Source organism: Wolbachia endosymbiont (group A) of Pogonocherus hispidulus (assembly GCF_964028195.1).
Classification (GTDB): domain Bacteria; phylum Pseudomonadota; class Alphaproteobacteria; order Rickettsiales; family Anaplasmataceae; genus Wolbachia.
This window is the reverse complement of sequence record NZ_OZ034750.1, coordinates 645,138-671,226: the sequence shown is the minus strand read 5'-3', so window position 1 is coordinate 671,226 and position 26,089 is coordinate 645,138. Positions and strand designations below refer to the sequence as shown.

At 34.8% G+C, this 26,089-nt stretch carries 15 protein-coding genes and 1 pseudogene; 8 read left to right on the top strand and 8 right to left on the bottom strand.

The genetic code is table 11. The annotated features are described in order from the left end of the window. Positions 1-44: 44 nt before the first annotated feature. From ABWU58_RS03210 to ABWU58_RS03200, 3 genes are all read left to right on the top strand, one after another. On the top strand, positions 45-950 hold the full coding sequence (locus tag ABWU58_RS03210; protein ID WP_353283604.1) for a helix-turn-helix domain-containing protein: 906 nt from the start codon (positions 45-47) through the stop codon (positions 948-950). 7 nt (positions 951-957) lie between these two features. Next, positions 958-1,860: a helix-turn-helix domain-containing protein gene (locus ABWU58_RS03205; protein ID WP_353283603.1), complete on the top strand. Its 903-nt coding sequence runs from the start codon at positions 958-960 to the stop codon at positions 1,858-1,860. Positions 1,861-2,316: 456 nt separating this feature from the next. Beyond that, positions 2,317-3,222 carry a DMT family transporter gene (locus ABWU58_RS03200; RefSeq protein WP_353283602.1) on the top strand — a complete coding sequence of 302 codons (906 nt, stop codon included), beginning with the start codon at positions 2,317-2,319 and terminating at the stop codon, positions 3,220-3,222. 668 nt (positions 3,223-3,890) lie between these two features. On the opposite strand, the pseudogene ABWU58_RS03195 reads toward ABWU58_RS03200, so the two are convergent. From ABWU58_RS03195 to ABWU58_RS03185, 3 genes and pseudogenes are all read right to left on the bottom strand, one after another. Further along, a pseudogene (locus ABWU58_RS03195) lies at positions 3,891-4,397 on the bottom strand (patatin-like phospholipase family protein); the annotation flags it as partial. Between the two features lie 138 nt (positions 4,398-4,535). Next, complete coding sequence (gene ltrA / locus ABWU58_RS03190; protein ID WP_253308914.1) at positions 4,536-5,879, bottom strand: group II intron reverse transcriptase/maturase; 1,344 nt, start codon at positions 5,877-5,879, stop codon at positions 4,536-4,538. Between the two features lie 684 nt (positions 5,880-6,563). Beyond that, positions 6,564-10,208 (bottom strand): lipase family protein, encoded by a 3,645-nt coding sequence (locus tag ABWU58_RS03185; protein ID WP_353283601.1) that lies wholly within the window; start codon positions 10,206-10,208, stop codon positions 6,564-6,566. A gap of 415 nt (positions 10,209-10,623) precedes the next feature. Between ABWU58_RS03185 and ABWU58_RS03180 the strand changes: the two genes are divergently transcribed. The 3 genes from ABWU58_RS03180 (at position 10,624) to ABWU58_RS03170 (ending at position 18,079) form a co-directional block, all read left to right on the top strand. Next, positions 10,624-14,139 carry a DEAD/DEAH box helicase gene (locus ABWU58_RS03180; RefSeq protein WP_353283600.1) on the top strand — a complete coding sequence of 1,172 codons (3,516 nt, stop codon included), beginning with the start codon at positions 10,624-10,626 and terminating at the stop codon, positions 14,137-14,139. Positions 14,140-14,466: 327 nt separating this feature from the next. Continuing rightward, a protein-coding gene (locus ABWU58_RS03175) for an IS630 family transposase (RefSeq protein WP_353283380.1) occupies positions 14,467-15,325 on the top strand; the annotation gives its coding sequence in 2 pieces (ribosomal slippage) (positions 14,467-14,792 and positions 14,791-15,325; 861 coding nt in all). Positions 15,326-15,883: 558 nt separating this feature from the next. Then, positions 15,884-18,079, top strand: a complete 2,196-nt coding sequence (locus tag ABWU58_RS03170) for an AAA family ATPase (RefSeq protein ID WP_353283599.1) — start codon at positions 15,884-15,886, stop codon at positions 18,077-18,079. A gap of 826 nt (positions 18,080-18,905) precedes the next feature. Here the strand turns inward: ABWU58_RS03170 and ABWU58_RS03165 are convergent. Next, a complete protein-coding gene (locus tag ABWU58_RS03165) occupies positions 18,906-19,937 on the bottom strand; it encodes a virulence RhuM family protein (protein ID WP_353283598.1) in 1,032 nt (343 codons plus the stop codon). 885 nt (positions 19,938-20,822) lie between these two features. On the opposite strand from ABWU58_RS03165, the gene ABWU58_RS03160 reads away from it, so the two are divergent. Together ABWU58_RS03160 and ABWU58_RS03155 are read left to right on the top strand one after the other, a co-directional pair. Continuing rightward, positions 20,823-20,963, top strand: coding sequence for a hypothetical protein (locus ABWU58_RS03160; protein WP_353283597.1), 141 nt, complete (start codon positions 20,823-20,825; stop codon positions 20,961-20,963). Positions 20,964-21,104: 141 nt separating this feature from the next. Beyond that, entirely contained in the window at positions 21,105-21,956 is an 852-nt protein-coding gene (locus ABWU58_RS03155; RefSeq protein WP_353283596.1) for a Bro-N domain-containing protein, read from the top strand. 271 nt (positions 21,957-22,227) lie between these two features. Here the strand turns inward: ABWU58_RS03155 and ABWU58_RS03150 are convergent, their stop codons facing one another. From ABWU58_RS03150 to ABWU58_RS03135, 4 genes are all read right to left on the bottom strand, one after another. After that, positions 22,228-23,088, bottom strand: coding sequence for a group II intron reverse transcriptase (locus ABWU58_RS03150; RefSeq protein WP_353283070.1), 861 nt, complete (start codon positions 23,086-23,088; stop codon positions 22,228-22,230). 53 nt (positions 23,089-23,141) lie between these two features. Then, complete coding sequence (gene ltrA / locus ABWU58_RS03145) at positions 23,142-24,386, bottom strand: group II intron reverse transcriptase/maturase (RefSeq protein WP_353276809.1); 1,245 nt, start codon at positions 24,384-24,386, stop codon at positions 23,142-23,144. A gap of 52 nt (positions 24,387-24,438) precedes the next feature. After that, positions 24,439-24,579, bottom strand: coding sequence for a hypothetical protein (locus ABWU58_RS03140; RefSeq protein WP_019078704.1), 141 nt, complete (start codon positions 24,577-24,579; stop codon positions 24,439-24,441). A gap of 318 nt (positions 24,580-24,897) precedes the next feature. Beyond that, positions 24,898-25,785 (bottom strand): reverse transcriptase N-terminal domain-containing protein, encoded by an 888-nt coding sequence (locus ABWU58_RS03135; protein ID WP_353283595.1) that lies wholly within the window; start codon positions 25,783-25,785, stop codon positions 24,898-24,900. Positions 25,786-26,089: the final 304 nt, after the last annotated feature.

Here is a 26,089-nt window from a genome sequence, read left to right as displayed (position 1 = left end):
GCCTTTGAGCTATAATAGAAAATATTATATGCAAGGTTCTTTTTGTGGAAAAAAGTCTAGATTATAAAGTGGGAGAAAAATTAAAAAGCTGGAGGTTAGAGCGAGGGTACACTCAGAAAGATTTAGCAGAGAAAATTGGTGTAAAATACTGGGTGATATTGCAATATGAGAAAGGGAATCGTAGAGTTCCAATTGAAAGGTTGTATGCTATAACTGAGGCACTATCAATCAGTATTACGGATCTTATTCCTGTATCAAAAAGCTGTCTTGAAGATGAAGAAGAAATATTAAATCTAGTAAGAGAATATAAAAAGATTAACGATCAGGAGTTACGTAAGATGTTTTGTTTGCTAACCAAATTTGTCCAAGTTAGTGAGAAAAGTAGTAGAAAATCGGAAAAAATAAAAATTGCAAAGGGTCTGGTTAAAGCAGGAATTTCTGTTGATGTTGTTGCAAAAACAATCGGTCTGTCTGCTGATGAATGTGTTGAAGAAAAAGTTGGTTCTATATACTACAAAATAGGAAAGAAGATAAAAGAATGGAGGCTAGTGAGAGAGTATACTCAAAAAGATTTAGGAGAGAAAATGAATACAACCCGTCACGAAATAAGCAACTATGAACAAGGAAGGACTGCTGTTCCACTTGATAAATTATACGGAATAGCAAAGGTGTTATCAATTAACATCATGGACCTACTTGAACTAACAGGAGATGAGATAGAAAATGAGCTACCTGATTTGATTAAAGAATACAAAGAAATTGAGAGCCAAGAACTACGTAATGCACTAATAAAATCTTTGTTTGAAGAGATACGTATTTGTGAAGAAAAAGTGAGAAAAGCGGAAAGAATCGAAGTTGTAAAGGATCTAGTAAAAGGGGGAATTTCTATTGATATTATTTTGCAAATAGTTGGTTTATCTGCTGATCAAAAAGATTGTTTTTTAAATTGAGGTATACATGTTTGTTTCTGTAAGTGATGTTAGTCCTATAAGCTACAAAATAGGGCAAAAAATAGAAAATTGTAGGTTAATGCGAGGGCATACTCAAATAGAATTAGCAAGTAAAATAGGTTTAACATATCAAGAGGTGAACAGCTACGAAAGTGGCTATAGCGCTATTCCTGTTGAAGTATTATATATAATAGCAAAAGCATTATCAGCTACTGTTACAGATCTGCTACCTGAATCAGTAGTAGTAAGAGAGTATAAAGATGAAGACGAGGAAATACTCTATCTAACAAAAATATACGAGAATCAAAAGTTAGACAAAATAGTACCTTCATTAGTCAGGTTTGTTCATATTAGCGAAAAAATTAATCAAGAAGAGGCAAGGTTGGAAATAGCAAAAAATCTAGTGAAAGAAGGAGTTTCTATTGATGTTATTTCCCAGGCAACGGGTTTATCTATTTACGAGTATGATAGTACAGAGAGAGAAATCTGCACTGATTCTATATATTACAGAATAGGACAAAGAATAAGAGAATGGAGATTGATAAGGAGATACACTCAAAAAGATTTGGCGGATAAAGTTGATTTAACGCTCAAGGAAATACACGAATATGAAAAAGGGTATACTGCCATATCATTAGATAAATTATATGAAATAGCAGGAGAATTATCAGTGAATATTAAAGTTCTGCTACCTAAAACAAGAGAAAGCAAAAAGCTATTGAGTTTAATGGATGAGTACAGAGAACAAGAATCACTAGTCAAATCTCTATCTGAAAGTATGAAAAATGGCAAGGAAAAAGTTAAAAAAGCAGAGAAAATCAAGGTTGCAAAAGATCTAGTTAAGGCAGGTATTGCTATTGATATTATCGTGCGAGCAAGTGGCCTAACTGCCGATGAGTGTGAAAATTGAATTGTGTTTAAGATACAAGTAAAAATAGTCAATATATTAACCATTCTAAATCCTTGTTTAGCTAACTCAACTGAAGCATTTTCATAAAGTTTTGCTGCTAATTCGTGTTGTTTGATAAACTTCAAATTTAATGCTTTTAAAATTGATGCTGAAAACACATATTGCTAATGCTAGCAGAGGAGCTAGTTGGTAAAATCGCCACAGCCGTCAGTACTCCCGATTACTTTTCCTGATAATGTGATAGTATTCGCAAGTATTATCATATATTACAAAAAAATCAGTTAGCATTTCTGTTTATTAAAATTATGCAATAAAGCTGCATTTTATATAACACTTCTCAAATTATTTCTACTAAATATTTATGAATATGGTTAAACAGTAGATAGAAGAAACCTTTTCTATTATTGATCTTTTGTACAGTAAAGTTATCTCATAAAATATTAAATTTGGAGTTTTATGGATCACAGACTAAGAGCTTATTTGCTTGGAGTTACCTGGTTTATACTCAGTTTACTTAGTAGTGTAGTTAATGATACTATATCAAAGTGTCTCGGTTTACACCTTCAAAGTTTTGAGATAATCTTTTTCCGTTTTTTATTTAGCACTATTACTCTTATACCTTTTATATTTTACTATGGAATAGGAATTTGTAAAACAAGTCGAATATCTATTCAAATAACTAGAGGTGCATTGTTGTTTTGTGGAATGACCTTATGGACCTATGGGTTGACTATTTGCCCAATAGTAACTGCAACAATTATAGGTTTCTCAATACCATTATTTGTTATGCTTCTTGCAATTCCTTTTCTGGAAGAAAATATAATTTGGCAAAGATGGGTAGTAGCTGTCATTGGTTTTATTGGTATTGCTATTACTACTAAAGCTTATAGTGAGGATTTTAATCCTAAAATTCTTATTTTTATTGTATCCGCATTAATCTTCGCTATACTAGATGTACTTAATAAGAAGCTTGTAATGAAGGAGACAATAATAAGTATATTATTTTACTCAGCTCTAACAACAACAATTTTTTCCACTCCATCTTTGTTATTTTATTGGCATATGCCTTCCTTGTCAGAATTAATATTACTGCTGATTTTAGGAATAAGTTCAAACCTAATTCTGTTCTTCATGTTAAAAGCTTTTGCTCTTACTGATGCTACTGCACTTGCACCGTATAGATACATAGAGCTAATAATTTCTGCAATAGTAGCATACGTTATATTTAATGAATTACCTGATAAAAGTGCTTTATATGGTACTTTGATATTAATACCATCAACCTTATTTATAGCTTATTCGGAAGGTAAGGCAATTAAGAAAAATAGTGTAACAACAAAAGTGTATGACTCAAATTGTTAATGATGTTTATTTTAGATGCTAAGCTACATTTTTAAGGATTAGGAGTAGTATCTGGTACAATGTAAGCGTTGATTGCATTGACATAAGTATGGGAAAGGACCATAGAATAGGTAAGGAATTTTTAAAAGTGTGTGATTCATATAGGTTATGACAGCTGATTTGTCAGATCAAGTCTTCGGACTGTTGAAAAAGTATGAATAGTGAAAATGAGACAAGTATAGTATACTTTTGGGTAGCAACAAATAAAGATATAAGAAGGTAATTTTAATTATCCGTTTAAAGTTTTGAACTATCGCTATCATATAAACTTGAATTTGAAATTTTTGAATATTTCAGAAATGTCCAAAAAAGCATACGGGTCAAGTTAAAAGAATACACCCAATATAGCAACCATTTAAGGTAGGTATCTTATTTATTTTTTTGAGAAGTTTTGATCTGAAATGAGATAATTTTTTTTAAAAGAGTCTATAAATTACTAATTTTATCATTTAATATCTAAAATAATTTTTACCGTTTCTCTTCTTTCTTATGCCACTTCTTAACTTGACGAATATGGCAATTGTCAGTAAATCATTTTTTTTAAGTAGTGTTTTTGGCTTAGCTTCTTAAAACATTTTTTTGGAGAAGAGATATCCCTTGCTACAGAATTTTTTTGGCATTTCTACGTATCAAGATATAAGATCATAGAATTTCTCTATCACTTTCTGATTGTCCTCTACCATTGCATTTGCCTCTTGCTGTAGACATTTAATATTTTTTGATGTAATATTATCCATCTCAGCTGATGCTACTTTCAGTTGTGATTGTATTCTTATGTATCTATCACCTATTACTTGATTCAGTTACGCAGTCCAGTCCAGTCCAGAGGCAAATATTACGTGTAATAGTGGCTTTATCCACCCTATTTTTCCCAATCTCTTTGAATTAGTTATACTTTTGGTTGTTTCTCCAGTACCTATTGATAACAGGATAATGTTGTCATTTGGAAATAATCTCTTGCCACTTGCACACGCCGCTGGATTATTGGCAAACACCCCTCCATCTATCAACATTCTTTCCTCTTGATTGATTTTTAAGTATTTAGGGGAGAAATAAGTTGGTGCTGCTATTGTTGCTCTGAGTGCATCTTTTAACTTGATGAAATTCCTGTTTTCTCTCCAACTTTTAAGGAAAAATGGTAGGGTCGAGAACTGGCGCGCCTCTTTAGGGTTTGGTGGCTGATCCATTATTTTCATGTTGGGCCTCAATCCAAAATTCCCATATTCACGTTTCCAGCTCCCGCCTCATCAAACGCAGCATGCGATTTTCCCGCACTACGCTTTCCTAGTAGTTTCTTTACCAAAATTTATAACATATTGTGCTGGTAAGGCTTTCTGAATGTAATACCTTATTCTATAGTCTGAATAAAGATCTAGAGTTTTATATATCCATTCACTACTCCATCTCTTCCAGCCAAATCCTTTCTTTGCTTTTCTGGCTCTCATTAGATTGCGTCTTATTTTCTTCTCTACCCAATGTTTGACGTAACTAAAGCTTCGATTTGTGTTTCCAATCCTAAAGTAGTTTGTCCACCCTCTCAATATCGGATTAATGATATGAATCACTTTTCCTATTGGTTGCGATTTATAACAGCGGAATACTTCCTTCAATTTTTGAAGTAGGTTTGTTCGTGCTTTCATCTTGGGTGTTATCCTCACATTCCACTTTCCTTGTTTTGTGATGTTCTGTTGAAAATCAAATCCTAGGAAGCTGAATGTCCCTTTTTCTTTAAGATTAATCACTTTTGTCTTTTCTTCGTTTACTTCTACTTCTATTTTTGCTAATTCTTCTTGTAACCTTTTGTGCACTGATTTTTCAAGCCATTCCCATTTCTGGTGTCCATCTATCAGTATCATTAGATCGTCTGCCCATCTAGCGTATTCTATATGTTGATATTTTCCTTCTTTAGTCACCTCTTTTGCCTTCTCTAGCATTTTATCCACCTCATTGAGGTATATATTGCTTAGTAGTGGTGAAAGTGGTGATCCTTGTGCTATTCCTCGTTTCCCTCCTACTTTGAGGATTAGCTTAATCAAGTGCATGATTTCTTTATCGTTTACCCTTTTGGAAATCTTTTCCATAAGAATATGATGTCGCACATTATCAAAGTAGGACTTTAGGTCTACGTCAATAACTTTTGTATTGCCTTTGATTGCTGCTTTCGCTACCCTGCTTATTGCTTCATGCGCTTTTCTCTTAGGTCTATATCCATATGATCCGTCCTGAAAGTCAGATTCGAATATTGGTTCAATTATTAGCTTTAGTGCGCTTTGCACTATTCTATCCCGAATGCAGGGTATGTTCAACGCTCTGAGTTTTCCTCCAGCTTTTGGTATTTCCTTTCTCCGGTTCCTATTTGGGTTATAGGTCTTGGTTATTAGTTCACGTCTGATTTGTTGAAGATGCTTCTCTAAGCCTTCTGCTTCTATCGATTCGAACGTCACCTTATCAATTCCTGGTGCCCCATTACTCTTCTTTGTCAGCTTATATGCTTCTTCTAGCGTCTCCATCTTACATACGTGAACATAGATTCCCCAGAATCGCCATTCCGGTTTTGCCTTCGCTTTGGTATATATCTTCCTTCTCAGGTCTTGTAATTTAATTGGCATTTTTATCATTTTTACCTTTACCTCCCTTTTGTTAAAAGATTCCTACTAGTAGGGTGCCTTTGCTCCATGAGCGTTACCTCACTTCGTCACTACTACACACCCATCCGCCACCCTTTCATCTTCAGTTCATTTCCTGTTTCCAGTTATAGAACCTACCACTCCAAGGTATTTCTCCTTGGGATGAGGAGGGCTTCTCCAGTTGCCTCGTATTCCCTTATTATCATGTCATCACTACCACCCCGCTAAAGTAGATATGCTGTATCATTCGTATTTCAGCTATCTATGTTGCTTTCACCCAACTGCCGTGAGCTCAGCCTTTAGTTTTACACACTTTCGAGGCCACCTATGTGTTCGCTTTCGCTACAACCTGATAATTCGCCATTATCCTTACGATAACGTTGTCGGTAGGCTTCAATATCTTGGTTTCCCTCCATATTGCTACCCTAGCTACAGGACTCCGACTCTTATCCTGGTGGGTCTACCTCCCACTGAACATACTCGCCTTTTCTGGACACACGACAGTTGTTGTGTATATCATAACTGGTAAGCAGTAGATTACTTGAAACATCAGCAATAGTACTTTCGTAGAAGTATTTATCGAGTACGCATTTTAAATCAGGCTTTGGTTCTTATTTTATGATAATTAACATAATGATAATAAATTATTAAATGGTAAACTATAATATTTATTCCTTAATTTACCGCTGTGTAATAAGCCCCATCTGTAAATTTATCAACACTACTTCCTTCAAGTGAATTTAAAGGTTTATTACAATAGTATATGATTGCAGCAGCAACCAGACAACAAGCTCCAACTGCTATTCCTACCATTAGCATTTCCAAGTAAACTGCAATAGCTATCCCTGTAGCAACTCCAGTTATTGCTAACATAGAAGCAGCTATCACAGGCAACTTACTTTTTGCATTTTGTGGAGCAGGGTTGTAACTAGGTTGTTTGCTGTTACCTTGAGCATTATTTACTCGTTTAGGGTTTTTACTAGCTACTAAATGTACCCCTGTTGATTTTGATTGTGTATCTTCTTTACCACTATTCTTATCTACACTTTTAGGTGGAGCTGGTTGAACAGATGGTGCAGTAACACCTACATTGTTTGGATTCGTAGACTGCTTGTTGTTGGTTTTGGTATCACTTTTTTGTTCTAGAATTGGCATTTTAACATTTTCATTTGTAACAGCTATATTATTAGGATTGCCATTGAGCACTATAGGTAAAACTTCTGGTTGTGGATCTTGTTGATCACTTTCAAGCTTAGAATTACCCTCACTGAGAGGAGCTTGCTCATTATCCATTTTTGTTATATGTCCGGTAGATTGATTGGATACTTGATCGCTACCAGTTCGTGATTCATCTAACTGAATTTTACTTGAATCACTATGATTATCATCGCTACTAATAGAAGCTACTACATTATCATTCTGAATTGGTTGATCACTTTCGTTTACAAGTTGAACATTATTATCCCTAATATTTACTAAACTTTTCGGTTGTACTACTTGTATGGAATCCTCTCGTATTACATGTCCAGCTAATTGAATAGGAGCTTGTTCATTCTTACCACTTTTTTGTTCTAAAATTGGCATTTTAACAGTAGAAAAATCATTAATAGCATTAGCTAGAACTGAATTTTCTTTATTAAATAGCACTTTTAGACTTTCTTCATTAATCAAATGCAAATTAAGTTCATAGGTATTACCATTAGAGAAAGAAAATTCGACCTCTCGATCAGACTTTTTAAAAATTTGAGCAACACTCTGACCATTAAGGAGAAAAATTTTAATTGTTCTGTTGTTAGGCAAATTCTTTAATGCTTCAATAGTACTAACAGTCCCTCCACGAGGAACAACCTGTTGAGCACCCAAAGTTGCAACACGCAAATCTCCTGCATTTCCTGTTTTGGTAATGACATCTCCCATACCGTAACCTGTACTTGCTACAAGCTCTTTTTCATTACTTGGTACAAGTATTTGTTCAGGAATTCCTGGAGTGTTACTGCTACCAGCTTTTTCAGAATTCATTTGCTGATTCTCATCACTCTGCACTGCGATTTGTACATTATTATTGCTATGATCACCTAAAGATGAATTTGTTGAAGAAACTTCAGCTATTGTTAACGTTGAGATAGCTGCGGTAGAAGAAGAACCTCCATTAAGTTTATTACTCTTTTTCTTCATAAGTGCCAAGCTTCCTGGATAGTTATCAACTAAGGTTTTCAATAGCCTCAGACTAATAGTGTTTCCACTGAGATAATAATTATTGTTAACAAAAAAAGCAATATCAGGAACGTTAACTTTTAACCCTTCACCTCTTCCATGTCTAGGTAAAGATAGCATCATGGCTAACAAGTTATCAAGTGTGTGAAAGATTATAAACCCGTCTTCACCAGGTTCAGAATCCTCATAAATTACTACTTTCTGTTCATTACTAGATCCAGAATATTTCATCATTTCAGAAAGTGAAGCATCTTTATGTTTGTTCTTTACTTGTTTAAAATATTGCTCATCACCATTTGAATGGGTATTTGGAATGAGGTAACTTGGTACAGTGGATACATTATACAATACTGTAACAAGGTAAGAAAGATAATAGTATATAGATACACTATTATCAGACTTAAATTGGTCAGGTTTAAGATTTGCAATAAGATTGCGATACACGTCCAATGGATGAGCATAAAGTGAAGAACTACTACTTATTCTTAATTGTTCACCCACGTGTTTATAACCCATAGAACCAAGTGGTAATGAAGGTATGAAATCTGATTGATTAACTACTCTAATAGTTTTCTTTCCAAGGCGCTCTTCATAAACCTCAGCAGCAGCAGAATCGAAAACCCTTGGAGAAGCAAAAGTTGCAACATGAAAATCTTCTGCACCCTCTCTTACACTTAAACATAGAGCAGCTATGGTGGCAATAGCACCTCCCATACTATGACCTGTAAGGTTAATTTTAAAATCTTTAATTTCTAACTGTTGATCATTAGCATATCCTTTTAATATCTTGTAAACACTTTCCCAAGAATCTTTAAATAAAGAGTAAAAACCTGAATGGATTTTTCCACCTTCAGGCAAAAGCTCACCTGAACTAGTCAAAATCATTTCAGCATCTTTCATGTAGTCAAACCAATTACGACTACCGCGGTAAACTATAGTTATTCCCTTATCTTTTATAAAAACATAACCAGCATGTCGATATGGTTGTTCATTATCACGCATATTATAGAATTGAATTATTTTATAACCTTCTTCCTTAAGTTTAGCTGGAACTCTATAAGATCTTTCCTCTAACTCAGAAAACTTTTTATTATTAAGATTATAATCACCAACATAATAGCCTACCTTAACAAAATTGATGATCTCTAATAACTTCTCTTGGCTAAATCCTGCAATTTCAGTTCTATTTGATCCTAAAACACTTGGCCCTTGCTCTTCTTGAATATCAGTTATTTCAAATTCATCTTGTTCTAGATTTGAATCATCTCCATTAGGTTCCTCATTAAACTGACGTTCATCACCAATGTTATCGGTTAAATCCTCAATAGTTCGGTTATCAACATCTTCAAAACATTCCTTAATATCACCTAATAAACTTTTACCATCAGTTTTGTAGTTATTTAATTCTTGAGGAACGGTAAATGTTACTTTGCCATTTTCATACTCTACTTTACCATCTTGAGACTTAAGCGTGAACCTTAGCTTACTATCACATTTATATTCTTCCAATTGTTCTGAATCTGGATTTTTTACAACTATAACCTCACTATACTCAACACTTACAGAATTTGCACTATTACAATGAATGCCCATTGTTTTTTCAGGAATTGTTGGTGTTAAATTATACTGAGCAAGTATAGGCTGAATTTGACCATACATCGCAAACTCATACCCCGCTTGATTACAACTAGTAATTAATTCTTCCAGTATGTGATCGTTTGGAACTTCTGCTTTAGCATGCTTGAACATTTCTGTGAAGACTTGCTTTGCAGTTTGGCGGTAATTGTCATCTTTAACTCCTTCACTATGCGTATTGCACTGTTGGCTAACAAATTCCTTATCTATAGCTTGACCATTGATTACAAAACTCATTCTAGGAAGATCTTTATACGCTTGTTTACCAGAATTTACACTGGGATCATTTTTATCAGCTTTTACCTGATCAAGCAAAGATTGTGTCAGCTTAAATTCTAATGTAGTTGTAGAGTCTTGGTCAGGTTGATCTTCAATGCCTGAATCTCTAGAATGGTGACGATCTTCAGTTCCAATTATTTCTCCGCTTACATCAACCCAACTTGAATCCAGGGAATCAGCTCGAATAACCATATTTTAATCCTCTATTAATAACTAATTAAGTATAGCACTAAACATTAATTTTGCCAAGCAAACCTTTTAACCCCAATTTATGGTGTATGGTCCCAGAGAGTGATGAATTGTAAATAAATTAGGAGCACTGGTTACATATAAATTCATAAGGTTTTGAGAGTTTTAAGTCTTTTTGTATAGTCTTGGTTGCACTTTTATGCAGCTCAACATAAGTAAATTTGATCTATAGCAACAAACAAATGCTTATTTTAACTTATTTCTGTTGGCGTTTTATAGTAGTAATTGATGTTAAACCGTTCTAAAATTGGTAGCTTGCTCTGAAGAAACACTATAGTTTTTCTAAGGTGGGTTTAAAAAAAATTATCTATAAGGTTAATATTCAATTTATTTATATTGAAATATACGATTTTAAAAAATGACTATCTATGGAAGAACATGGTGGGGAGAGAAATGGCTTCAGTGCTTCAATAGAATTGATTATGATAACCGTCTTCCACGTGGCAGAACTTGTGCTAATACTGGTCGAGCTTTTGGTATTAAAATTAATGGTCACATAGTTACAGCTAAAGTTCATAGCTCAGCATATAAAATTCGTGCTCACCCATATAAAGTCGAAATTATACTTAATGAATTAAGTTCATCAGAACAACATACTATTCGCCAAATAATTGAAACTTCACCTTCTATACTATCTAAATTAATAAATAGGCAATTACCAACCAGCTTGTTTGATAAGCTTAATGATCTTGGGATTAAATTGTTTCCTTCAAATTGGGAAGAGATGAATGCAAATTGCAACTGTCCTGATTGGGCTATGCCTTGTAAACACATTGCTGCTGTAATTTATCTTATTGCTGCAGAAATTGATAAAAACCCCTTCATGATTTTTAATATTCATAATTGTAATTTGTCAGCACTTATCGATGATTTTGGGAATGGAAAATTAGAAAATGCTCAAAACATTTTAAAGATAGATGATATATTTAAGGCATGTTCTAAAATTAGAATACATAACCAAGCAATTTTAAATGATATTGATTTATCAACTATTCCTAACCTTTTTGATTGTATCAGTAGTATTTTAACAGATAATCCACTTTTTTTTGAAAAAAACTTCCATAATATTTTACAGATAGCTTATAAGCACTGGCAAAAGTATCCTGCAGGAAAATTAGTGTACTATCCAGCTTCTAAGAAGGAACTATCAGAAGAGGAGCTATTTATTGAAAGATGGGGAAATATTGAGAATTGGCAAACATTTCAACTATTCATTAATGATCAGCATTACCTTACTCAAGTGAGCAATGGTACAACTAATTTATTTATGCTAAGTAGAAATGTATTGAAAGATATAGCGCGATTTTTAAACGACATTCCTAATTCGTTACTTCACAGGCTTAATCCTGAACTTCGCTTCATGCATATGATTTCACAGTTTGCACATATGCTGATGGAAAAGTCAGCGCTAATACCACAAATATTACAAAACAAAGAAGGAGAAGTGATAATTAGGTGGATTCCGGCGTTGTTTAATGCGTCAGTTAAGGAAATTCATAGCAAGATGTCATCTATTTGTCCGCCTCTATTGATTAAATATCAAGAAATCGCTGTGGAACCAGAGGAACAAGTAAATGTTGCTATCTCTCTTATCCTTTTAGGGTATATAGAAGATAACTTTCCTGTATCACTGGATAAGTATAGAGATAAATATATCTTTGAATTATTCTTTACTGGAAATCCATACAAGTTTACTAAATTTAGTAACAAAGAAATACCGCAAGCAATTAATCTCTGGCTTTCACGTCTTTATTTAGCAGATAAACCTTACAAACTCTATTTAACGATAAAAGATCACCATGAAAAATTTGAGCTTGATATACAGGCATCCCTAGATGATGAAAAGTCATTCATAAAGCTAGAAAAAGCACTTTCTAATCAAAACATAAAACTTAGTATTTTATCTGACCTTGCACTCTTGTCTGAATACATACCTGAATTGGAAAAATCGATTGACGATAATAGCATATTATCATTTAATTTAGATGATTTTGCACCATTGTTTTTGCATATCTTGCCTGTATTAAGAGCAATTGGTATCGTAGTTATTTTGCCAAAATCTTTACAAAAAATCTTCAAACCACAATTAAGTCTTAATTTGTCTACCAAGGATAAAATAAAAGAAGATCGAGAAAGTTTTTTAACGCTGGAAAATTTATTAAAATTTGATTGGAAAGTAGCAATAGGAGATAAAAAATTAAGCGTTACAGAATTTAAAAAATTGCTAAAAGATTCCCGAGGGCTTGTGCGAATAGTCGATCAGTATGTGCTTTTGGATGATAAGGAGGTAGAAGCTCTACTGAAGAAACTTGATAAGTTACCCGAACACTTAAATCAAGTAGAGCTGATGCAAGCCGCTTTAGCAGGTGAGTTAGATGAAGCTAAAGTAGTACTTGACCAGCAAATTAAAAACTTATTTGATAAGTTCAACACTTATGCATCTGTTGATGTACCAAGTAATCTAACTGCACAGCTACGTCCATATCAAGAGCGTGGATTTAGTTGGCTTGTACAGAACATAGAAAGTGGGTTTGGTAGTATAATTGCTGATGATATGGGTCTTGGTAAAACATTACAGGTTATAGCAGCTATTCTATATTGCAAAAATACAGGGTTTTTGGATCGGGACAGAGTCTTGGTAGTAGCTCCCACAAGCATCTTAAGTAATTGGCAACGAGAAGTAGAACGTTTTGCGCCAGAATTAAAGCTTTTCGTCTATCACGGACAAAATCGAGAATTGGCAAGTGATTATGATGTAGCTCTAACATCCTATGGTCTTGCACGTCGTGATAAAAAAGAACTTAATAAAATTCGCTGGTTTTTGCTCGTGATTGATGAAGCACAAAATATAAAAAATCCTAATACCGAACAAACCAAGGCAATTAAAACTATTGAAACAAGACATAGAATAGCTATGAGTGGCACACCTGTTGAGAATAGGCTGCTTGAGTATTGGAGCATTTTTGACTTTATCAACAAATCATATCTAGGTACTTCTGCGCAGTTTAGAACACGCTTTGCAACACCGATTGAAAAAGCGAGAGACAAAGCTTGTCTAGAGAGGTTCATGAAAGTTACCCACCCCTTTATGCTATGTAGGGTAAAAAGTGATAAAAGCATTATTCAGGATCTACCAGATAAAATTGAAAATAATCGTTATTGTTCTTTGACTCCAGAGCAAACAGCACTTTACCAAGAAGTCGTTAATACAACTATGGAAAAGATAGAAAGAAGTGAAGGAATTGAACGTAAGGGATTAATCTTTAAACTTATCAATGCTTTAAAGCAAATTTGTAACCATCCATCACAGTACGGCAAGAAAAAGCATGCGAGTATTGAACAATCCGGTAAAATGCAGATGCTAGAAGAAGTATTGACTGTGATTAGTGATCTTGCAGAAAAATCATTAATATTTACTCAATATACTGAAATGGGTAAAATTATATCTAAGTTACTTGAAGAAAGATTTAAATCAAAAGTGCCATTTTTACATGGTGGACTTTCTCGAAAAGCACGTGATACAATGATTAATGATTTTCAAAACTTATTCCAAGCCAATATTCTTATAGTATCTTTAAAAGCTGGAGGAACAGGGCTTAATTTAACAGCGGCAAACCATGTAATACATTACGATTTATGGTGGAATCCGGCAGTGGAAGCACAAGCAACAGATCGAGCTTATCGTATTGGACAAGAGCGTAATGTTATGGTATACAGACTGCTTTCAACAGGTACATTTGAAGAGCGTATTGATGAGATGATTCAAAGCAAGAAGGAATTAGCAAACCTAACTATAAGTAGTGGCGAGAGTTGGATTACAGAATTTAACAACGATCAATTAAGAGATTTAGTTAATATAAAAAATGCACTATAATATAGCTGAGTTATTTAATGTAAAGAACCAGATAACTACCGCTCAATAGTTCAAAATATAGACAAAGATCAAAATGTACGTCTCCAATTTCATCATGTATAGCGGAGACAAAATTTTGTGTTTTATGTCTCATTGATAGGCAAAAAGCCTGTAATTACGTTTTAAAGCGATTGTTACCACTCCACTGTACCCCTTTAGCACCTGTAATGCCCTTTAAAATTTGAATAAAAGGCATCTTTAATAATTCTATTCGTGAATCAAAAAGTATAGCTCTTCTCATAATAATCCAAATAAGGTAAGATATGGATTTATGGTAGTGGGGTTTGTATGCCAGCAGCGTATAGTTATGACTTAAGGAAAAAAGCAATGGAAGCATTGGATGAGGGAGAAAGTAGAGCAACTGTTGCCAAGAGATTTAAAATTGGAAAAACGACTTTATATGAGTGGCAGAAAAGGCGCGAGGAAACAGGAGATTTTCAGTCAAAAAAGCCTGGAAGCGTAGGATATAACCATAAAATTACCGACTGGAATGTCTTCACCGAATTTGCAAAAAACCATGGTGGCAAAACTCAGTCAGAGATGGCTAAACTCTGGGGCAATATCAGTCGACAAACGATTCACCGCGCACTTAAAAATATTGGCTTTACAAGAAAAAAAGATCTACGGATATAAAGAAAGAAATGAAGAAAGGCGAGCTCAATTTGCAAAGGTTATAGCAACAAAATATCCTGAAAATCTTGTATATATTGACGAATCTGGGATAGACAATACAGAAGACTACCCATACGGATATTGCAGAAAAGGAGAGAGGTTTCATTCACTAAAATCAGGTAAAAAAACTCAGCGCGTCAGTATGATTGCAGCTCTAAATAAAAAGAAAATCATTGCTCCATTGACCTTTGAGGGATACTGCAACAAGGATGTTTTTGAGGCTTGGTTTGAGCAGTTTTTGACTCCAATTTTAAGGTCTGGCCAAACTGTAATTCTTGATAACGCTGCTTTCCATAAATCTAAAAAAATCGATGATCTTGCTAAAGGAGTAGGTGCTGAAATTCTTTATCTTCCTCCATATTCTCCAGACTTTAACGAAATTGAGCATCATTGGTTTGCTATAAAGAACAGAGCTAGAAAAAATATCCCTATTTTTCAGTCTTTCCGTCAAGCTGTTGATTCTGCTTTTTTATGATTTGTTCCGACTATTATGAGAAGAGCTATAATTGCCGTTTTCAGAAACTTTTCATTTTTACAGATGGCTTGAAAAGATTATCATTAAATCATTAATAGGTAGCATATCAGGCCAAACTCCTCCAAAGAAAAAAGTTTTTAATTTTTTCAGAAAAAGTCATAAGAAACCCGGTATATATATAGTAGAGGGTTTTCTATTCGCTTATAATTCCACCTTAAATTAAACTATGCCTGCGTATATGGGAAGGTTTAGCCAAAATTCCTTACATATTAGTAGTATGCAATATATCAACAAAATAAAAACTAAGAGGTTGACATAGTGAGTAAAATGTAGTAGAGTTATAGTAGAGCATTTTTTCTTAAAAGAAAGAAGATACTAAAACCTTAAATTTCACTTTTCACTATAAACCTAAACTGACTTCCTTTATTTCTTAATATAGCCTTGCCAAGAGAACCTCCTATTGGAGTTTTTACTTCATAAGAAGAGAGTAAGACCCCAATCAAAACAGCCTTACTCAAAAACCTTTCAAACGCTTAATCTTAAAAGGAGTTTCAATTTATGGTACAAGATTTTTTAACTGATGTCAAACAAAAAAATACTTTAAATGATGAATATTATGATTTTAACAATACTGTCTCACATTTAGAACCATTAGAGCAATTTGATGTAGAAGAAATTAAAAGACACTTATTATTAAACATAAGATCATGCCTTTCTTATTTATTCCCAAGGGGAACTTTTCATGGAGATGAATTCCGAATAGGTGATGTGCATGGTAACAAAGGACAAAGCCTCAGAGTAGCATTAACTGGTGGAAAAGCCGGACTCTGGCAGGATTTTGCAACTGGGCAGAAAGGTGATGTTCTTGATATTTGGGCAAGTGCACAGGGAAAAGATACAAAGAGAGACTTTTGTGAAGTGATGGCTTCTATAAGTGAATGGCTTGGATATGGCAAAAAATGCGCAAAGGCTTTCGAGAAATTTATTACCCACAGTTGGAATTATTATGATGAAAATGGCCAGATCATTGTAAAAGTTTATCGTTCTGATCCTCCTGGAAAGAAAAAAGTATACAAGCCTTTTGATGTAAAACGATCTAAGTTTGCTGCACCAGAAATAAGGCCACTCTACAACATTCCAGAAATCTTAAAATCTGATAAAGTTATTCTGGTTGAAGGAGAAAAATGTGCAGAAAGCTTGATAGAACAAGGGATTGCAGCTACAACAACAATGTCTGGAGCAAACGCAGATGTTGATAAAACAGACTGGTCACCCCTTAAAGGTAAAAATATTATTATTTGGCCAGATAATGATGAAGCAGGCAAACGATATGCTGAAAATGCTGCAAAAAAGCTGTTAGATCTTGGAGTTGCATCACTTGCTGTGCTTGAAATTCCTCAAGATAAGCCTGAGAAATGGGATGCCGCTGATTGTGTAAAGGATGGTATAAGCATTGAAGAATTTTTAGCTTCAACTCCTTTACTTACTATTGATACCCCATCTACTGACATTCCAAATACTTCAAATATGAAAAGTTTAGAAAGATCCACAAAACAGCCACTTAACATTTTAGATTGGAGTGCAGAGCGCTTTGTAGGTCCGGTACCAGAGCAAAAGTTTCTTGTTGAAGGTCTATTTCCTTTAGGTGTTACTTCAATAATAGCAGCAATGGGAGATACAGGCAAAGGTATGCTTCTTCTTGACCTAGCGCTTAAGGTTGCAAGTGATAAGGATCAGATGTGTGGCTTTGGTTCACTTGTTACTGAACATGGATCAGTAGTGATTTTTTCAGCAGAAGATGATGCAAGTGAGATACACCGCCGCTTAGAACGACTCGACCCTAAGTGTGAAAGGTTGAAACATAAAGATAAATTATTTATTGTACCACTGCCAAACGTCAGAGGATCACTTACAATACTCAGAAATGTTCGTGGTAAAATCGTCGAAGTTTCTCCTGAATTCGAATCCGTAATGAAACAGCTCGAGGAAATTAAAGATCTGAAATTGATAGTATTTGATCCACTTGCTTCATTTATCCATGCAGATATAAATGCTGATCCAGCTGTAGGGGATTATCTAATGTGCGTATTATCTGATTTAGCATGTAGTACTGGAGCTTCGATAATTACTGCTCATCACATGAGAAAGCCAAAAGGAGAAAAACCGATATTAACTGCTGAACAAGCACGCGATGCAATTAGAGGTACCTCTGCTCTTGTTAATGGTGTTAGATGCTCATACGCTTTTTGGCCAATAGAAAATACAGCTAGGCTAGAAATCTTTAAGGCAGTAGGAGAAACACCAAGACAGAATGCTTTGTTTCATGGGGCAGTTGTGAAAGCCAATGGTTTAGCTGATCGCACTGTAAGAACTTACCTAAGAAATCAGGAAACAGGGCTACTAGAAGATATAACAATACAACTAACAGTTAAAAATGCTAGTGAAAAAGACCTTAAAATATGTCTTACTGATGCAATTACACGATCTGCTGTTGCAGGACACCCATTTACTCACACAGGAAGCACAGGAGTATATAAGCAACGGCATAGACTACCTGAAGTTTTTCACAGCATGGGAAGGGATCGACTAGAGCGTATAGTTCAGGAACTTTTACAAGCAAAGCAGTTAGTTAAAGGAATGTCTACAGGTGCAAAAGAAGATAAATGGCTTGACGTTATAACAGGACCATTTGCTCGTGGTGTAGGGCAATTCACTCCTGGGGCTGAAGATCTTAGCTGTAGACAAAACTTATAAGTCTTTCTTTATGGGTGGCTCTTTAAATATTTTAGAGTTGCCCTATTTTCTCTATTCAATCTGTCATCTACTCAATCAAAAATACTAACTTCGGAGCCAAAAATCACAACCCTATTATAAGCTATGATTTCAATTAAGAAGGGGTAAGACATCAAATGGTTGAATTATATTCCTGATTCCTTGGTTACTAAATAAGTAATGAGAAACTAGGAAGCTAAAGATCGCTTGAATCCTAACCTTTTGCCCTCTATTCCTAAAAGTGTTCCTAGTTATTATGTGTCTGAAGTCAGCCAGTATAGCGGATTCTACGTTCCTAAAACCCTTATATATTATATATATATAATAGTAATAAATAATAATAGATAATATAAAATAATAGTAAAATGCAAATAAAGTACAATAACTTAAACAGCAAAAAGAAAGAAGTCCAGAAAGGCTGCCACAAAATATTATTAAGATATTTACATTTAATGAAAGATACAATTAGCGCGGTTTTAAAACGATTCTACAACTTCAGGGTCAATTATACCACCAAGACCTAAGTTACTCATGTAAGGTAGCTTAAAACTCGATTATGAGGCATTCTTAATGATTCCATTGGTGCAAATAAACTTATGCATAAGTTTAACGTCATTTTTATTCATTGTAAAGAAAAAATTTGTATGGGTCTTATTTAGAAAACTCACTTGATATTTTTCAGCTCATATACACCTCTTTCAAGCTATCTGGCAAAAGAAACGAAAGATAAATGCTCAGAAGAAACAATATAAAGCGATTCTATAATTTTTACCTCTTCCTGATTTCTTTACTTTTATGAGATTTAGCCCTAAGCTTTTACACTTTTTTGATCAAGACTTTTCTTTTCTTCTATCAATTTATCAAAATCTGACTTGTATGACTTGTCCTGTGTTTTTCTAAATATCTCATATTCTTTTGTAGCTAAGGTAATTGCTACTTCATGAGAGACTTTGCCATAACTCTGCAATATATCTTGCTCATTAAATTTTAAAAATGCATCAAGTTTCTCTTTCCAATCCTTCATATACATTATTTTACCTCTGGCAGCTTGAAACTCTGCATAATCTATATACATATTTACTATCCTGTTTAGCTGAGCAATTTCATTTTTATCTAAATAGTTTTTTGCTACTTGCGTGTCAGAAAGAAAGATTTTTCCCTTAGGTGCCTTACGCCAATTTGTTAAGCCCATATTAGGTTTACTTCCATCCACTCTGTTTGCAATAATTTCTGCTGCTGTATTTCCAGTAATAGCAAAATGCAATTTATTCTGCACTACAGCAAAGAAATTTTTCGTTTCGGTTGAACAGCTTGCATAGTCTACTGAAGTTGCATAAATGTCTGTGATTTTCTGATAAGCCACACGCTCACTTGCACGAATTTCTCTAATTTCTTCAAGTAACTCATCAAAAAATCGAGTGTCAAATTTAGAGCCATTTTTAAATCTATTGCTATCAATCACAAAACCTTTGAAAATATACTTCTTTAGTTTATCAGTTGCCCATGTACGAAAAGCAGCACCACGCTCTGAATTAACACGATAACCAACTGATATCACAGCCTCTAAATTGTAGAAAATTACATCACGTTTTACCTCTCTTTCTCCCTCTTTTTGAACTATCGAGGATTCCTCGGTAGTTGAATTTTTGTCTAGTTCTTTACATAGATAAATGTTCTTTAAGTGCAATGAAATATTATCAATTGAACAGTCAAATAACTCTGCCATATGTTTCTGAGTAAGCCATAGATTTTCATTTTCAAATCTAACTTCAATACATACCTTTCCGTCGTCTGTTTCGTAGAACAAAATTTCATTATAATCTAGTGATTTGTTGTTCATATACTTCCTTAGCCATGTACTGCATATATAGCACCTTCTGCTTTAAGTGACAAATTTTTAGACGCAGAGCCAGTCAATTGATACATAGAAGAAAGTTGTATACAATATCTCTGTTCGTTTCCCTCTTACTACAACCTATAATAAAAATATAAAGTGATTCGATAAAGATGGTCCATAATTGCGTTTTAAAAGGGGTCATAGAGAGCTACCAAAAAGCATTTAAGAAGTAAACTTTAAGCCGATCTGGGTTTTATAGTTTCCGTGATTTCCGGCAAAATTTCAAAATAAGGCAACAAAAATACAATACACCTAAACTATTGAAATTCTGTATTTTTATCCATTCAATATCTATAAGACGTTATTTTTCCACTTCCAAAAGACTTAATGAATCAGATCGCCCTAAAATCCGCTACAGTAGCTAGCTTTCCATTTTCCGAAAATCTTATATATTATTATAATATGTAAATAATACTATACATATATATATTAATAATATAGGAAATAATAATAAACAATATGAAAATATATAATGAATTAGTAAGGTCAACTAGAATTAAAGTAATGCCAAGGGAGTGAAAAAAAGAAGTTAAAGGACCCGGAAATGCCACAAGAAAAAGTCTTAAAATATTCATAAATACAACAAATAACCTTTAATGCGGTTTTAAAACGATTCTACGACTTCAGGGTAGAATTATACCACCAAGACCTAAGTTACTCATGTAGGGTAGCTTAAAACTCGATTACGAGGCATTTCTAAATTATTTTTTACTTTAAACTTTTACTTGTTATAAAAAAAACCTCGCTTTAGTTTATCACATTTTTTATTCATTGTAAAATATTTTTTCAAAAAAGTGAACAGTTTTCATAATTTCGGTATAGCAAAGTATGTCAGTAAAACAGCTTTTGTTTAAAACCCCTGAGCAATTAATTGCAAAACTCTCAGTAATGAAATCAGCAAATTGTAGAGGTAGCTCAAGGAAAAAAGTTACTGCCATAGAAGAAGAAACAGAAGCTCGTAAAACTTGATTGCCGCTTAAAATGGAGATAAAGATCAAAATTTACGTCTCCAATTTTATCATACATAACGGAGACAAAATTTCCACTATTTATTAGTAATAAAAAGCAACTTAGTTTATATTTGGTTTTTAGAATAAACTTATTTTCAATATGATTGACACTTTAACTTTAAAAGAAGGAGATATTGAGACTACTGCATTTGATAATAACAATGTAACTAGAGTATTACACAATGGAGAGTGGTGGTATGTAATAACAGAGGTAATAGCTTCTTTCACAGGTAGTAAGAACCCATCTGATTACCTAAAAAAGATGAAAAGCAGAGATATAGGGCTTTCTGAAGGATGGGGACAATTTGTCACCCCCCTTGAAATTAAAACAAAAGGTGGTAAACAGAATGCTAATTGTACAAATGTTGAGGGGTTATTGCGTATCTTACAGTCTGTTCCTTCCAAAAAGGTTGAGCAGTTTAAACGTTGGCTTGCAAAAGTCGGGTATGAAAGATTACAAGAATATGAAAATCCAGAGCTGGCATTTAAACGAGCCTATGCTGATTATGTTGCAAAAGGATACTCTAAAGAGTGGATACAGAGGAGAATGCAATCCATATCTGTAAGAAATCAACTCACAAAAGAATGGGATAACAGAAAAATATCCGACCATAATAATAAGCATCTTGAAGGCAAGGAATATGCAATATTGACAGATGTGATCTCTCAGGCAACTTTTGGTATCAGGACTAAAGAACATAAAGATCTCAAGGGTCTAAAGAAGCAACCATTAAGGGACCATATGACACCAATTGAGCTAATTTTCAACATGCTTGGCGAACAAGCAACTATTGATGAAGTAAAAATCAAAGATGCACAGGGTTATTATGAGAATTTAGAGGCGGCAAAAGATGGTGGTAAAAATGCTAGTGTAGCAAGAGAGGCATTTGAGAAAGCGCGAGGTGTAAAAGTTGTTTCTTCGGATAATTTTCTCAAGAAGATTAAAGATTGAGGTTTTCACTGTGAGAAGAAAGGAATCAAAACATTCTCTGCTAATTTTAGCCGATTCTACTGCAACACTGTTCTTTAAAGCGTTTTAGAGGATTGTTATAGCGTTATTAGTGATTTGGATAGGGGGGGAATAGCATCTTTATCAAAAACCCATGTAACCTCTTTAAAATCCCAGTAAACAGTTATTGTTACCTAAGGAGAGAAAGTCGCCTTTCCCCCCTCGGCTTCAAAACCGGACTTAACAGTTTCCCGTTATCCGGCTTCTCTGTAATTCAGTGCTTGTCACGCAGACTTCCGTGTAATTGGTCATGACAATGCTTATGTAACAAGGATAAGTTTTTGATGTTATTATTGAGTCTATTGCGGTCCTGATGATGCACATGTGCTAAGTCATCAAATCTAAACCAAAGATGACAATAATTACATTTACCTTGTTGTATCTTCAATAGTTTTATTACTTGTGGCGATTTTCCTGGAATTGTGCTCAAACGACTTCCCCAGTATGGCCAGTCTCCATCATAAGGAGATTTGGTTCCTCTCACTTTGATATGCCATCTACTGGCATATTCTCCATGTTTTGTAATACGTATTCCGTTACCTGTCATAAATCTCCAATTTTCGTTACCATACCTTTTAAAGTATTTTCTCTTAATCCAGCATCCTCCTTTGTTTGGGTGTCTATATTTTGCCCACCTCCAAAGTTGGGTGTGCATAATCATATCCATTGAGTTAAAGATTTTGCTTGAGACTGCCGAAGTGTAGTACTGACACCATCCTCTAACAATTGGATTGAGGTTATTTATTACAGCTTCTTGCGATTCGCCTCGCATTTCCCTTAACTCATGTTTAATAACCAGCGTATGCTGTTTAACAGAACTACGACTTGGTTTAATCAATAACTTGTAACCTTTCTTACTTTTCACTGGATATTGTCGTATTGTGAAACCAAGAAAATCGAAGCCTGGTTTCTGTCCATTGGAAAACTTGAGAGTGTGAGAGATCTTTGTTTTTGAAGGTTTTAGCTCTAACCCGATAGTTTTTAACCAACTTTCGACTAGCTCCTTAGCCTTCAGAATAATCTCTTCACTCTCATGTATGATAACAAGGAGAGTAGACCGGCGGAACTTCCCCACCAGTCTCTCGCAGAACTGCACGGAAACCTCTCGGCTTATACAGCTCCCATTATTTAGCCTTTTGATCCTAACCCAAGTGTCCAATGATAGAAAATACTTGGAGACCTCTTTCTCACTTTTCCTAGAAATTGCTTTGCTAGTCTTCCGTGATCACGAAGTTTCTTATATTTTGTCCTGACCCATCTTATGAGGTATCTCTCTATATTTCTGAGAGATGGATACATCTCTGATTTATAAAACCTGCCATAGTACTGAAACCAGCCTCTGACTATTGGATCTATTTTCTTCGATATTTCCTCTAGTGTGGTCCATGTAATCCGATGTATTCTCCATGACTTTATGGTTTTCTTGATCTTCTTCTTGGCTTTGTTACTAATTGCAGGTAGAAATGAGATGAAATAATTCCTCATCTTATTCTTTGCTACTCTAGGTCTAAAAGTATAACCTAGAAAATCAAAGCTTTGTTTAGGAAATTGTTCTTTTCTATCATCATCCTTACTGTACACAATCTGTGTCTTTTCAGGATGTAACTTCAATTTACACTTAGCCAATCTTTCTTCAATCATTACTTTCATAAATCCTGCCTGTCTTTTAGTTCTGCAGTGCACTATCGCATCATCTACATATCTTTCAAATGGTACTGTTGGATAATTTTGTTTCATCCACATATCAAACGCATGGTGCATAAATATGCTTGAAATGATTGGGCTTATTGAACCTCCTTGCGGAACTCCTTTATCCCTTGTTACCCTACTGCCATCTGCTTGCTGAATGGGGGCTTTCATCCACCTCTCAACATACAGTATGACCCATTTGCAGTCTGTGTGTTTCTTGATAGCCTGCAGTGCTAAATCGTGGTCCAGATTGTCGAAAAATCCAGATATATCAAGATCTACCGTCCAATCATTTTTCCAACATCTCTTCCGTGCTGTGTATACCGCATCCAGCGCAGACTTATTTGGTCTATAACCATATGAATCTTCGTGAAATTTCGGTTCTACTAACGGCTCAAGATACATTGTAGCTGCTGTTTGCGCTATCCTGTCGAATACTGAAGGCACACATAAAATTCTTTGCCCTCCTGTATCTTTTGGTATCGCAACAGCTTTTACCGGCTCTGGAAAATAACTTCCGGATGACATCCGATTCCATAATTTGTATAGATTATCCTTTAGATTTTCTTCAAACTTTGTTATCGAGACCTCATCTACACCTGCTGCACCTTTATTTTTCGATACTTGTTTATAAGCTCTCCAAATAAGTTGCTTTGGTATATCAAAAGACTTTGTTTCATTCATTAACTCCTCCCTTTCGGTTGATAAATAATTAAAACTAAATAACTTAGCCCCTTCACTCCATTTCCATTACAGAAACTTCTTCGCTACTACGAGCTAATCCGCCCCTGTTTTTCGCATCGGTACTCTCATCCTCAGAGATCAGCTCTTTGGACTTCTCCCTTTTCATCGAAACGACAGGTTCCCGTAGTTCCATGCAATAGCCTAAAATAGATTCACGCCACTTTTATGCCGGACGCCACCTACCCAGTAAACAAGCTCCCTGTAGATTCATCCCAGGTTAACGACTACCCCCTGGTTTTGACGTCGTCTCTACGCTTTCGACACTTCATCAGTGGTTCACTTGCGTTCGTCTCTCTATTTCATACATGACACATAATTGTGCCTTTTCCATAACGCTCACTACCTTAGCTCTTTACCAAAGCAGCTTATGGCTGTTTGAAGCCTGCTCTTGCAAACCGGCTCCGAGGGGCCCTCCCTCATCTACTGCACAGCTTCAACACTTTCCGTGTTTCTACGGCGCACAATCATCAGCATAAAAAATAACCCTGAGTGATTGTTGTATCCAACTTCGTGACATTGTACCATATTTTTTCCTTCTATACTGTAGGAGCTCGCTTTTTAGATTTTCTTTAATATATTGTTCCAGACCGTGTAATACTATACAAGCCAACAGAGGAGAAATAGTTCCTCCTTGAATTGTACCACTTTCGGTTGGTTGGAAAGTTCCATTTTCCATCACACCTGCTCTTAACCACTTTTTTATAATTCTCTTAAGGGTTGGAGTGGTATTAAGTTTTTCCAACAGTGCGTGATGTTCTATATTATCGAAACATCCAGAGATATCTGCATCTAAAATAAATGCGGATTTCTTATAAAGCGCATAAAATATGGCTTTCATAGCATCATGACAAGATCTACCAGGCCTAAAACCATAAATGTTAGGCTCGAATTTTGCCTCCCACTCGGGCTCTAGCGCCATTTTAACAAGTGTTTGTTTTGCTCGACACGATATAGTGGGAATACCAAGGGGACGACGTTCCAATGGCTTACCAGGTTTTGGAATCCAGACTCGCCTTGATGGTTTTGCTTTTTCCTTTAAATCCATAGAATATGCTAATTGCATTCTTTCTACTTGACTGAGACTAGCTTTCCCATCAATACCTGCAGTCTTTTTCCCTCTATTATCCTGTGTAACTCTCCTAACTGCGAGCGTTCTTGCACTTGTTGATTTTAGTAATAATCTCTGAAGTTTATGCATCTTCCTGATATCATTACATTTAGAAGCTTGGTAAATTCGTTTTTGTAGCTTAAACGAAGATTTTTCCAGCTTGCGCCAAAGAATTTCGTTCCATTTATACCTAACTTTTTGTTGGCTCATAACATATTCACTACTACTCATAACTTTACCTTCCAAACTACAGTGTCCACGTCTGCATATCCTAAGAATTACCTTAGGCATTGGCTTCTTGGACAATCCCTCCGACATAAATGCATACGGATGACTACCTACTTATATTCGAGTGAATATAAGAGCATTCATGTGGTTACTCCGTTCCACGGTTTTGTTTCACGTTAGACTTAGATTCCTACTATTTGCCGGAAGCTGAGAACATCTATAATTAAGATTCGGAAGTCTTAATTCCTCATTTGCTTCATACCTTTTGGTTTATGCGTATTCAACCTCCTTTCGCATATCTTTCCTG